General features: G+C 52.3%; 12 protein-coding genes. All 12 read right to left on the bottom strand.

Going from position 1 to position 12,654, the window contains the following annotated elements:
* Window positions 1-109: 109 nt before the first annotated feature.
* The 12 genes from IXC47_RS11750 to IXC47_RS11695 all read right to left on the bottom strand — a co-directional run bounded on the left by IXC47_RS11750 (window position 110) and on the right by IXC47_RS11695 (window position 12,471).
* Window positions 110-286, bottom strand: a complete 177-nt coding sequence (locus IXC47_RS11750; protein ID WP_195875738.1) for a hypothetical protein — start codon at window positions 284-286, stop codon at window positions 110-112.
* A complete protein-coding gene (locus IXC47_RS11745; protein WP_326838398.1) occupies window positions 283-1,281 on the bottom strand; it encodes a type II secretion system F family protein in 999 nt (332 codons plus the stop codon). Before IXC47_RS11745 ends, IXC47_RS11750 begins: the two co-directional genes overlap by 4 nt.
* Window positions 1,244-2,179 carry a type II secretion system F family protein gene (locus IXC47_RS11740; protein ID WP_195875737.1) on the bottom strand — a complete coding sequence of 312 codons (936 nt, stop codon included), beginning with the start codon at window positions 2,177-2,179 and terminating at the stop codon, window positions 1,244-1,246. Before IXC47_RS11740 ends, IXC47_RS11745 begins: the two co-directional genes overlap by 38 nt.
* Before the next feature lie 2 nt (window positions 2,180-2,181).
* Window positions 2,182-3,498: a CpaF family protein gene (locus tag IXC47_RS11735; RefSeq protein ID WP_195875736.1), complete on the bottom strand. Its 1,317-nt coding sequence runs from the start codon at window positions 3,496-3,498 to the stop codon at window positions 2,182-2,184.
* Window positions 3,499-3,543: 45 nt separating this feature from the next.
* Window positions 3,544-4,791 carry a pilus assembly protein CpaE gene (locus tag IXC47_RS11730; protein WP_195875735.1) on the bottom strand — a complete coding sequence of 416 codons (1,248 nt, stop codon included), beginning with the start codon at window positions 4,789-4,791 and terminating at the stop codon, window positions 3,544-3,546.
* 30 nt (window positions 4,792-4,821) lie between these two features.
* Entirely contained in the window at window positions 4,822-6,111 is a 1,290-nt protein-coding gene (locus IXC47_RS11725) for a type II and III secretion system protein family protein (protein WP_195875734.1), read from the bottom strand.
* Between the two features lie 42 nt (window positions 6,112-6,153).
* A complete protein-coding gene (gene cpaB, locus IXC47_RS11720) occupies window positions 6,154-7,107 on the bottom strand; it encodes a Flp pilus assembly protein CpaB (RefSeq protein ID WP_195875733.1) in 954 nt (317 codons plus the stop codon).
* Window positions 7,108-7,134: 27 nt separating this feature from the next.
* On the bottom strand, window positions 7,135-7,650 hold the full coding sequence (locus IXC47_RS11715; protein ID WP_230089519.1) for a TadE/TadG family type IV pilus assembly protein: 516 nt from the start codon (window positions 7,648-7,650) through the stop codon (window positions 7,135-7,137).
* Window positions 7,638-8,153, bottom strand: coding sequence for an A24 family peptidase (locus IXC47_RS11710; RefSeq protein ID WP_195875732.1), 516 nt, complete (start codon window positions 8,151-8,153; stop codon window positions 7,638-7,640). The genes IXC47_RS11715 and IXC47_RS11710 overlap by 13 nt, the downstream gene beginning before the upstream one ends.
* 69 nt (window positions 8,154-8,222) lie before the next feature.
* The gene (locus tag IXC47_RS11705) at window positions 8,223-8,402 is read right to left on the bottom strand and encodes a Flp family type IVb pilin (protein WP_195875731.1); all 180 of its coding nucleotides are present in this window, start codon (window positions 8,400-8,402) and stop codon (window positions 8,223-8,225) included.
* A 208-nt stretch (window positions 8,403-8,610) separates the two neighbouring features.
* On the bottom strand, window positions 8,611-10,299 hold the full coding sequence (locus IXC47_RS11700; protein WP_195875730.1) for a ShlB/FhaC/HecB family hemolysin secretion/activation protein: 1,689 nt from the start codon (window positions 10,297-10,299) through the stop codon (window positions 8,611-8,613).
* A gap of 573 nt (window positions 10,300-10,872) precedes the next feature.
* Window positions 10,873-12,471 (bottom strand): collagen-like triple helix repeat-containing protein, encoded by a 1,599-nt coding sequence (locus IXC47_RS11695; protein ID WP_195875729.1) that lies wholly within the window; start codon window positions 12,469-12,471, stop codon window positions 10,873-10,875.
* Window positions 12,472-12,654 lie beyond the last annotated feature (183 nt).

The following is a 12,654-nucleotide window of genomic DNA, read 5'->3' as shown; positions in this document are numbered from 1 at the left end:
TTCTTCCAGCGATCCCACATCAAAGCCTTTTGGCTATCGGTATAGATGATCCTTGTTCGGCGAACCATGACACACTCCCGCTATCTGCATAGCCTTTAGTGTGTTGCATTCACCGGTTGAAACCGCCGTCCAAAGCAGGTTTATCAAGTTCCAGTTGCTGACGCTGCATGGCTTCCTCATTGCGCATCGCATATTCATTGGAAGAAGCGTTGAAACTGGAACAACCTCCCGCTACCAGCACAAGCAGCAAGGCGGCCATCGTGCCACCGTATCTCAGACTCTTCATGAGGCACCTCCCATTTGTGACAAAGCGCGAATGATCGCCAGAAAACCTGCGCCACCCGTAATAATTAGTAAAGCAGGTAGTAGTGCCAGAACCATGACGCCGGTCATCTTGACTGTCAGCTTGCCGACTTTTTCTTTCATATCCAGCTTGCGTTGCTCACGCAAGCGGTCACTGAACTGCTGCAAGGGCTGCTGGACTGCTCCGCCATAACGATCGACCTGAACGATCAGACGTGCTACTGCGCTCATGTCTTCGTTTTCAAACACGCTTGAGAAACGGCGTAAGGATTGCTCGCGAGTACGTCCGTTCAGATACTGTTGCGCCGCAATTTGCAATTCTTTTCCCAGTATGGGCAAAGAACTGGAAAATTCGTTTTCCACCACATGCAGGCTTTGATCTATAGACATGCCAACGCCTTGCAACAAACGCAGGAGATCAATTAACAGCGGCAATTCTTCGGCAGCTTTTTGCCGCCGTTCCCGCGCCCTGATTTGCATAATCCACTTTGGCCCCATGTAGCCCAGCGCAAAACCGGCAAACACCGCAATCAACAACGTAGTCTTTGCGTTGTCTGAAAAGAGCACCCACGCCAACACAGGAAGGCCGACACCAAGGACGACGCGCGTCGCAAAGAAAAGTGTTTTGCCGCGGCTATCATTCACGCCGCACTGGTCCAGCAAAGTCCTATCCTCTTCTGCGACCAGTTGCTTGCCCAATGGGGTATCAACCCAGTGCGCGGCATATTTCAGAAAGCCATCGATCCAGCGACGCAGGACGGGACCTTCCGTCTGCTTCTCCTGGCCTGGATGTTCCTGAATATCAATACGCTGATCCAGCATTTTTTCGCTACGCACAAACTGCCATATTTGACGTAGCAACACGCCGCCTACCAGCAGCGCCGCAGCGGCGAACAACGATATTGATAAGACGTTGAGGACATGTGGGCTCATTTTTTCCTCACACCGACTTGGCCAGGCGATACAACCAATAGGCACCGATCATTTCCAGTACGACCGCAAAGATCAAAAGATTCTTTCCGATTGGATCTTCCAGCATGGTGACAAACATCCGGTTATTAAAGATCACCATAAAGACACCCATCCCTATCGGCAACAGGCCTAATATCCACGCCGACAATCTGACCTCAGCCGATAACGCTACCAATTCGTTCTGCGCATATTCCCGGTCGCGCATAAAAGCAGCCATACGCTCCAGAACGGTATCCGCGCGCCCGCCAAAACGTAAGGCCACGCCGATGACGGCAGCGATCAGTTCGAGCTCCTTCACTTGAAAGACGCGTGCCTTTTGCAGCAGCGCATGCTCCAGATCCATACCTGCCTGCACCAGGCGATTACTACGATCTAGTAATTCACGCAAAGGGGCATCCGTAGTGAGCACTGTCGCCTGGAACGCCGACTCCAGGCTATTACCGACGATGGTCAAGCGGACCATCGTGTCGAGAAACGCCGGTAATTGCCGCACCATTTTTTGATGACGGCGTGTCGCCTTTAACCATAAACGGAAGTAAGACAAAGTCACATACAGAAATGCAGTACCTAGCGCCGACAAGACACCGCCAAACAAGGCCGCCAGCACTACCAGCGCAATTCCTGGCGCGATCAAAATCACATAGAAAAGAGGAGTAGCGACTATGCCAGCGCGCAACAAGAATTTCCGCCATGCATTCGACTCCACCCGGGGCTGGAGCACTGCTTCTGTGTCGGCCTCTTCAAACGTAACCGACTGCATTTGTTCCATATTGCGTATCTGATGATCAACAAAGGCCGACGTCGCGTCTTGCTGTTGATGCAGCTGTGCGTTTTGCCATAGCAGGATACCGCCGGCGAGTAACAGAATCGCCGCAGCAACCATCCATAAAGTCAGCGCAGACATGGTCAGATTCTCTTTTGTGTATGGTCGCCGTTAGATGTCATAGGCCGCATTTTTTTCAGTTTTGGTGAATGCGGCTGTATACCCAGCGAAACCCAGCGATCTTTTTCTTCGCCGTCGGGACCACTAAAGCTTTCGTGGCGATACAGTTCCTGCGTGGTGATGATGTTGTCGCCCACGCCGGTAATTTCAGTAATGGATACGATGCGGCGGCGACCACTAGACAAGCGCCCTATCTGCACGATGAAGTCAATCGCGCCAGCGATCTGACGACGCAAACTGGATTCGCTACCCTGGAATCCGGCAAACCCGGCCAGCATCTCTATACGATGCAAGCATTCGCGCGGTGTGTTCGCATGGATGGTCGCCATCGAGCCGTCATGGCCGGTATTCATCGCTTGCAACATTTCCAGCACTTCTGCGCCACGAACTTCGCCGACGATGATGCGGTCCGGCCGCATGCGCAAGCTGTTCCGGATCAGGTCGCGTATGGTCACGACACCGGTACCTTCAAAGCTACCTATGCGCGATTCCAGGCGTACAACATGGGGATGGTTAAGTGATAGCTCGGCGGTGTCTTCAACTGTCACCACGCGTTCGTTCTCTGGCAAAAAGAAGGCAAGTGCATTGAGCAGCGAGGTTTTCCCCGAACTGGTGCCGCCGGAGATCAGGATGTTGCAGCGAGCTTTTACCGCGTTTTCCAGCAGGACAAATAATTCGTCATTCAATGTGCCGAGTTGACGCAGATCAGATGGCTTCAAGGGATCACGACGGAATTTCCGTATCGAGACCATAGGTCCGTCTACCGCCAGCGGTTCAATCACAACATTCAGACGTCCACCGTCAGGCAGACGTGCGTCTACCATAGGATTCGACTCATCTAGTCGCCGTCCTAGCGGAGCCAGGATACGCCGTACGATGCGCAGCAAATGATTGTTGTCGGTGAAGCGCAAGGTTTCTCGTTGCAACACACCATGCCGTGAGACAAAGACATCGTTGTAGCCGTTGATCAAGATATCTTCAACGTCAGGGTCCGCCAGCAAATCTTCCAGCGGACCTAGCCCCGCCAGTTCCTTGGTCAGTGCATCGGCAATCAGCCGCACTTCGTTTTCATTCAAGGGGATCCGACGCAAGCGCACAAAACCGTCTACGTCCAGATTGACGAATTGCTGTATCGCTGCACGCGACCAGCGTCCGAACTCGGCACCGAGCTCTTCTATCCGCGTCAGCAAATTGTCGTACGCGGCGGTTTTGATGTCCTGGAACCTTTGCGTATTTACAAAGGCGCTGTCCTCATTGGCCAATCCCACTTGATCGTTCATCTCACTCTGCCTCTATCCCGGCCGCTGCCGTTGTATGCGTTGTATTTATGGCTTGAGAAAACCTGGTACCCAACTCGATAACTTCCCGCCATGTTTCTCGGCATGCGGATTTAATAATTTTTCTGCCAGATCCTGTATCGCTCGCACGTATGGATCGTGCTTGGCGACTTCATGTAGTAACTTTCCCTGATTGGCACTACTCATCAAGCGCAATGTGCATTCCGGCAGCGCGGCTGCCAACGGTAGAGTGAAACGTTCGGCAATCTGCTGCGCACTCATGCCATAACGAATGTCATAGCGATTGACGACCAGTTGTCGGCGACTTGCATCACCGCCGTGTTTATTGAATTCCTTGAGCATGCCGGAGAGCGAAACCAGAGCCCCGGCACTTTGATCTGTCACAAACAGCACCTGATCCGAAGCGTTCGCGATGCACTCCACCAGTTCCGTATCAGCGAGGCCGCCCAGGTCCAACACTAGGACATCAAAATAAAGTCGCAATTGCGTCAACAATGACAGCACATCATCATGCGATACTCCGGCCATCTCCTTGAGTACGCGTGGCAGGGAAATGACTTTGATTCCGTTATGACTATTGGTCAGGGCAGTCTGAATTAATGTCCGGTCCAGGCGATGGCGATTGCGCAAGGTATCCATAAAACTGTAGGTCCCCGCCACATTCAGATACAACTGCCCATCCCCAGCGGGCAAACCAAGATCCAGCAAACCTATCTGGTAATCCTTGTGCTGAACGGACTTACGCAGTTGCAGCAGATCGGCCAGATGTACTGACAAAGTCGTAGTGCCTACACCAGGTCTTGCTCCGACCAAACTGATCAATGTTCCCTGAATTGCAACAGCAGGAGCAGCAACTGCAGCAACCAGTTTGTAGATGACATCGTGCGCCTCCTCTACCGGAGCCGTCATATCTATAAAGTGATGCACACCCGCACGCAAGGCCGCGACCGCACCTTCCGGGTAGTCCATGGTGCCAACTGCGACCACCGGAACGTCCGGTAATTTGGTCTTCATCATTTGCGCCAATGCGATCATGTCTGCCGTGCAGTTGGCCGTGCTGTCTCCGCAGTTACCCGAAAAATCGAGCAATACCAGACGTGGCTTACATTCAGCCACGCGTGCGGTCAGCAACGCTATCGGCGCCAGTTCCTGTTGCACCACATGCCACTCTTTCAAAGCATGGGCCAGCCAGCGCAAGTGCGCGCCGTTAGACGAGCAAAAGACGAAGCGATTGCTGTCATTCAGCTGCGTTTCACGCTGCTGACTATGTTCCATGAGCTTTTCCAAAGATTTCTTCTCCACTATTTACTTTGAAAATCCTGGTAGATCGTCGCGCCCTGCGACGCCCATCACATAACTACCCCAGGCATTCGCCGGAGTATCTCGTCTTTCCTTGTCATCGCCAGGCAGCGGAAGCTGTGTGCCTTTCGCTATTGGTTTCACCAGATGCGGTGTCGCAATAATGACCAGCTCCTTTTCATCCTGGCTGTATTGCATGCTGCGAAAGAAGGGACCAAGTATCGGTAGATCGCCAAGGAACGGAACCTTGTTCACACTTGATTTAGTCGTACGTGAGACCAGACCGCCAATAACAAAGCTTTCACCGTCACCAAGCTCCAGCGTCGTTTCTGTACGACGCGTGGATATTGCGGGAATCAGCATATTGTTGGTCACGATCGCATTCGCATAATCGAGATCGCTGGCCTCAGGAGCCACTTTCAACGCAATACGATTTGCAGACAAAACGGTAGGTGTGACGGTCAAACCGATACCGAATGACTTATAGATAACGGTTGTAGTTCCGAGTCCGCCTGACTGTGGAACCGGCAACTCACCACCGGCCAGAAAACTGGCGCTCTGCCCAGAAAGAGCGGTCAATGAAGGTCGCGCAAGTACACGCGCCAAACCATTTTGCTCTATCAGCTTTACACGGGCATTTACACTCGAACTTCCCAATAGGTTGAATGCCTGGGACACCGGCGTCTGCACTGTAGAAGACAAGATGGTAGAAAAATTATTCAGACCGAAGCTAAACGTCGCGCCGCGATTCTGGTTGAACAGGAAGTCAAAACCTGCTTCCTTCAGCACGTTGCGACTGAATTCAACGATCTGTACATCTATCTGCACCATGCCACTGGTGGCAACCGTAGAGCTATCCAGCAATTTTTCCCTACCTACCACCTGCGCACCGGCTGTTGCTACGTTCGCATGTGACAACAAGGAAGGTGCCTGGCCACGCAGGCTGGCGGTGTCGCCACTAATCTGCAGATCCATTCCCTCTTCCGGCAAAGTGCTTTGCAGGGCACTCTGAACCTGCACTTGCCATACTTTAGTCGGACCATTGCGCTGCCATGCAGTTACGCTGGTACTGCCCGGCTTTTTACCCAGCAGCATGATGCTGCCCGGCCGCTTTCCTGATCCTTTGATGATCAGGACATCAGCGACCTCCGGATCGGCTACAGCAATACGCTCCAGATCCGCGGGCGTCTTTAGCTGCAGCTGCTCGCGTACCCTCACCGTTACATTCATGTCCTCTGCCAATACGGAAGAAGACAGTAATCCGGCAACAATCACTAAGGCATTAAGTATTCTCATTTATCAGCCATCCGCGTCAGATTATCGATAGTTTTTTACGGCTCAGAAGCTAACGTTTTCCCGCTGCGTTCCTTTAATGACCTCTAGAGTGCTCGACGATCTGCTTTGTGTCCTGGGCGCGGAGCCGCTGTTTGCGGCATGTGGACGAGTTACATTTCCAGTCCCCGCCCAACTCGAGAAATCGATACCAGCATAAGCCTGGTTATCGCCCGTTTTCAATTCCTCTTTGTCTGCCTGCGATAAACCAATCTTTTCCTTCAATACATTCTTAGGCTCAGGAAACAGATTCATATCCGCGATACCGTTATCGCCAGGGTGTCGGAGTACCAAGGTCAACTTACCGTTCTGTGCTGCCAGCAACAGCTGATTAACCTGATCGATGGGTGTGGCCAGCACGGCCGTGCGTGCTTGTACTGTTTGTGCGGTCTGGCTGTTTGCCAGCGCATTTGGACTAGCCTGCGCTTCGCCGACGGTCGCAGCGCCGTAGGTCAATACCAGTCGGCGCGACGCCACTAAACGAGATTGCCCGAATTCAGCGTCACTTCCTTTCTTCAGGGTGAAGAAGACATCCACATAGTCACCCGCAGCGATACGATTCCCCACTCCAACCACTTCATCTACTGGTATCGCCACCGCACGCTCACCTTCCGCCAGTTTTAAGGCCAGTCCACGAACCAGTTGTTCTTCCGTCACCAGGGTGTCAGCAGCGATATCAACAGCAGGCACCTTGCCTATGACATCCGCCGCGTTTGCGTATGTGCCGTTTGCAGTGACGGGAAACGCCACCAGCTTCACATTGCTTGCCGTTATCTGCTTCCCTTTTTCCAGTTTCTCGGCCGCGACAACCACGGGATACTCGGCCGCTTTAGGCGCAGCTACCGTCTTAACTTCCATAGGCTGGGGAGGTGGTTGTCGCCCCATCCACCATGCAAGTGCGGCCAGGCACAGCGCCAGCAAGACAAGAACTACAGCGATGATTTTTGTTAGTTTGTTCATGAGCGCATAATTCTTTATGGTGGTTTATTAATCGAGTTGAATAATCGCGGTGCTTTCAAGCTTCTCCGGAACGGATACCTTCAGCAATGATCCGAGCAATATGGGAGCAAGCGGATTTTGTCGGTAGTTTGCGTATGTAACCGTCACGCGATAACAACGCACTCCGGCGTTGTTGTTTGCGGCGCTACTGTATGGACAAGTGGAAAGCGCATTCGTTACGGTTAAGCGTGGCGTCAGCCAGTAAGCCGAGCTCCCTGTACCAATTGCCGCATTCGTCGCATTGGTCTCGCGTACCGTATCCGAACTTGCATAGCGCAATGCTGCTCGCGCACCTTCTGCAGCCGCCAGCGTAATCGACTGCTGCGCCACAAAAATCAGACCATAGGTAATGACGGCGTAAAAGATGACGAAAAAGATAGGGAAGACAAACGCAAACTCAATGACGGCAGCGCCACGCTGCTTATCAACGTCATGAGCAAAGCGTATAGATGGGTGCCCTGCTTTTGCATGATCTGGAGTTACGTTTTTCATCATCCCCCCCATGCCTTACCCACGGAGTAAATAAACGCAATAGCCAGATAGGCGGCGTAGGGAATGCCCTTTCTTCCCTGGCGCGCATTCATCATCCGTTTATACATTTCGCCATCTGCCACCTGCTGCATGAAGCGATTCAGTCTTAAAGGGATGAGGCCTGTCAATGCACCATAAAGATGAAATACGAGCGCATGCATTCCAGCCAAAACACTACCTATCAGCCATACAACAAACAATCCTTTAAACCCCAGCAACACACCGATGACTACCAGGAATTTGACATCTCCTGCCCCCATTACTCGCCATACATACAAGGGAACAAAGACCATCAATCCAAGTACGGCACCGATGACAGAATTCCATACATCAATACCGCCTATGCCATGCCCATTCACTATCACGCTCGCTATGTGTGCCAGCAAGAACAGCAAGAGCAAGCCGTTCGGCACACGACGAAACATGAAGTCGTAAGCAATAACTGCAATACACAATAAAACGGTGAATACAGTCATCAATTCAACATGGCGCTAGGGGTATCGACTCATGCTCTTTATCAACAGCGCTAACAACATTAAGCGCTATCAGGTCCTAGGAACGGCTGTCAGTTTGGTTACGATCACATCAAAGATGCCATCCAGATTTGTACCTATTGAAGTAATGGCTGCGATGATGACGACAGCAATCAAACCAGCGATCAGTCCATACTCAATCGCGGTCGCACCTTCTTCATCTTTCATAAAACGGATAATTTGGCTTTTCATTTCCTGCTCCTGTATCTCTATCAAATAGATGTCACTTCGTTTTAAACGACGCGTTCAACCGAACCGTCGCCCATTTTTTCTGATGCCTTCTGTTCGTTTTCGATGTCAGACTCCTTTCTCTAACACAGCTCTTACAATCAATAGGAAACGCCGTTCTCCCCATCTGGCCATCTCTTTTCCTGCACGATGGCCTTAGTCTTATCCTGTTCTAGTCCAGCTGATACGAATATCCAAGGTTCAAGCGCGGTGCACGTTTGCTCGCGTTAATCGGGACCTCACCTACCGGTTGTGCGATCGACAGATCGAGCGAATAGTGGCGCTGGTCGGTAAAGCGCACGCCGGTGCCGACCGATGCAATCTCGCTATGCGACAAGCGTCCTGCATTGACGTAGACCTTGGCTGCATCTGCCATTACATACGGCTGGATGCGTTTCACGTAGTTACCGTCGTATGGGAAAGCGCGATTGAATTCGAGCGAGACGCCCCAGCCTTTGTCACCTGCGATTTCACCGACCGGATAAGCCAGGCCATATTGCTTGGCGCCAAAACTGACCTGTTCCGACAAGGGCAGGATGTTGCTGCTGTATTGGCCCATGCCGCTGACTGTGATGCCATAGCCGCCATCAAATGTATTGGTACGCGTGAAGCTGCCTTTGACACGCAAAAAGTCTAGGTCGATGTTGCCGTTGATCTGGCGTGCACCCAGGCTATCCAGCCCCTGGTAGACACCCAGTGACCATTGCATGCTGCTGCGATCCGAGACTTCGGTCGATGTCAGTTCCAGGCTCAGCGCGCGGATGTCCGAACTGAATTCGATACTCGGTGCAGGCGCAGGCACATTCAGCGAATAGCGCGAAGAATTTTTGACGGCGTAGATACCGCCGGACAAGGTCAGTGCACGCGTCGGTTTCAATATCAATGGATAGCTCAGGCTCGCGCTGACACGCTGTGTTTTCGTTTGATAACGTGACTGCAGTTGCTGCGCAGGCAGCGATTGATTTTCCGGTTCACCTTTGTAGTCAGAGAGCGTGACCTGCAACAACATCCCTTGATAGCGGATAGGCTGTATGTAGTTCACACCGACATACTCTTCACGCGAAGGTCCGCGTGGCGCAATCGCACTCACTGTCACTTGTTCTCCAAGCGGCGTCAGGCCGTTCTCAGTTACGCTGAAGATGCCGCGCAGCGACGACGTTGCGGTATCCAATGCAAATGAGGTAGTCACAGGTTTACGGCTGACGTCCAGCGTCATCTCGGACGCACCATCGGTATTCTCTGGCGGCTTCACGGTAGCCTTGATGCGCATGCCGGGCTGCAAACTCAAGATGGTCGTGATACGGTCAAAGGTATCGCGGCTCAGCGGGCGGTCTTCTTTCAGTTGCTCTGCAATGTTCCGCAAGCGCTCTTCCGACGCACCTGGGTTGCCTTCTATCTTGACCGTGCTGACATAACCCTCGACCACATTGATCTCGACGATATTGTCCTGGAAGGTTTGCGCGGGCACGAAGGCAAAAGAGAGCGGATAGCCTTTGGCCTGGTAGATCTGCGTCACTTTGTTTGCTGCTTGCAGCAGCTGGGCGACGGTCACTTCGCGATTGCTCAGTGGGGCGAATTCAGCAGCGACGAGTTCAAACGGTATGCTTTCGACACCGGAAATTTTGAAGCGTGAAGGTACGATGCGACTAGCCAGCAAACGCTGCATGGCAGGATCCAGCGCTTGTGGCTGGATGTCTACGGTGACGGCGGGCGCAGGACTAGGTTCGAGCTTGGGCAGGTTATCGAGAGGATTGCCCTGGCCGGCGCTGCGTGTGTCTGCGCTGGCATGCGGCATCAAGGCCAATTGACCCAGTGCGCTTGTCAGACAGACCGCAACCAATCTCTCGATGAATCTTTGCATACAGTCCCTTTGTCAGCATGCCGTGACACATGCGTCCTTTCAGTACTACACATCTCGATATCACTACGTCTTAAGCTACCGCCTGATTCAGCTTAGTTGCCAAATGGCAAGAGTCAAACCCAAGGTTTACAACTGTGTATTCTTGTAAGTGCTTACTGACGGTCTGACACTTTAGGCAAGCACCACACATAAAAATGTGCGCACAGAATTTGCAATTGTTAACCAATTGAAGTTGCTTTAAAGAATGAGCGTGTCCGGCTACTCTGAACATCCCATAAATGCGGTATTTTTGGAAAAAAGCGACAAAAAATATTTCTACGAATCAATACTTTAAGGAAAACATCTCACAACTTGCACAAACATTATTTACGCTCGTCAATACCGTATGGGCAGGCCACGCTGTGTAAGCATAAAATCCTCTTCACTAAAGCATTCCGGCAACTCCGTCTTCGCTGTATATCTGTTTACGACGTCAGACACATTCCCTTGAAACACCGCTTTTGTTCTTACTGGCCTCCACGTGCAAAATCCTGATCACGAGGATCAGGATTTGCAGAGGGAAGAAGCAGGCTCTTATTTTTTACCGAGCAAGCCATTCACGAGTGTGGCCACGGTATTGGTCACTGGTGCCAGCACATTAGTAGTACCTGTTGTACCGGTCGCGCCACCTACCGCACCACCAACCAATGGGGCAACGATAGGGTTCACGATATTGGTGACAGGTGACAGCAAGTTAGTTGTACCTGCACCGCCAGCCACACCACCGAGCAATGGGTTAACAATGTTGGTGACTGGCGCCAATACGTTACCTGTACCGGCACCACCAGCTACACCACCCAGCAGTGGATTAACGATGTTGGTTACTGGGGCCAGCAAGCCACCTGCACCGCTACCGCCAGCTACACCGCCGAGCAATGGATTGACGATGTTGGTTACTGGAGCCAGCAAGCCGCCGGCACCGCTACCACCACCCAGACCGCCCAGCAATGGATTGACGATGTTGGTCACTGGAGCCAGCAAACCACCTGCACCGCTACCGCCACCGATACCACCGAGCAGTGGGTTCACCACGTTTGTGATGGGTGCCAATAGATTACCGACGTCTGCGCCGCCACCGATGCCACCAAGGCTACCGCCCAGCAGAGGATCAACGATGCTGACTACAGGTGCTAACAAATTGCCGCCACCAAGGCCGCCACCTACACCACCCAGGCCACCGCCAAGGATAGGATTAACGATGCTGACTACTGGCGACAACAGATTGATCGTGCCACCTTCACCGCCGACTCCGCCCAGCAAGCTACCCAGCGAGAATGCACCTGATGTGCCGCCTGTACCATGCAACAGGATGCCTGCGATCGATACAGTGTTACCTGTGGTGATGACTGGATTACCCAGGTTGTTCACGACAGGCAAGCCACTGGTTTTCACGGTACCGCCCACTTTGCTCACCGTGCCGCCCACAGCGATCAGCAAATTGCTGACTGGTTGACCCAAGCCTGTTGTTTTACCGAGCGACTGTGTCAATGTCGTCACTTGGCTGGTCAATGGCACGATGGTATGGCTCAGTGTTTTGGTTACTTGCTCTACTGGTCCGGTAGTCAGCACTTGGGTCAAAGGAACCGAAACATTGGAAACGGTTTCACCGACTTTGGTGACCAGGCCGCCGACTGGAGCGGTGACAGGTGCCAACGCGGCGAGTTGACCGGTACCGAGGTTGCTGACCAGTGTGCCAGCGCTTTGTACTGTGACACCGGTTTGGTTAACCACGCCGCCTGTGCTGCCGACAGTGACACCGACTGGATTATCGATCACACCCATTTGACCCAGGCCATTGCTGATGCCATTGCCCAGTGTCGAAACGATGCCGCCACCTTGGGTAACGACGTTACCCAAATCGGATTGGGTTTGTTGCGGTACGATAGGCAGGTTCAGGTTGCCGACTGCGGTACCAGTATCAGATACTGCATTACCGGTCGACGTCACGATGTTACCTGCGCCGTTTGCAATTTGGCCGGTTGGCGTTGCAGTTGCGGTCACACCGCCACCACCACCGCCGAGGCTGGCACCGGAAGAACCGCTGCCAGTCGAAGAACAGCCTGCCATCAAAAGAACTGCGGACAAGACTGCAAGGCTTGTAATGCTTTTGTTCAGTTTCAGATTCGTATTCATGTTCGTTCTCCCTCGTTGTAATTCAAAATTAAATTGAAGAGCCCCCGTACTTTCCAAGTGGCAAATTGCATGCCAATGGAAATCCCGTTTTTTTGCGCTTTTCAGCAATTTTTCAACCTCAAAAAAAATCGTTTAATAATCAATTACTTGGGAGAATAATTATTAATAAGACATTGTCATTTT

Source organism: Herminiimonas contaminans (genome assembly GCF_015645465.1).
In the GTDB taxonomy this organism is placed as follows: domain Bacteria; phylum Pseudomonadota; class Gammaproteobacteria; order Burkholderiales; family Burkholderiaceae_D; genus Oxalicibacterium; species Oxalicibacterium contaminans.
Note: the sequence above shows the minus strand (reverse complement) of the source record. Positions and strands in the feature narration are given on the sequence as shown.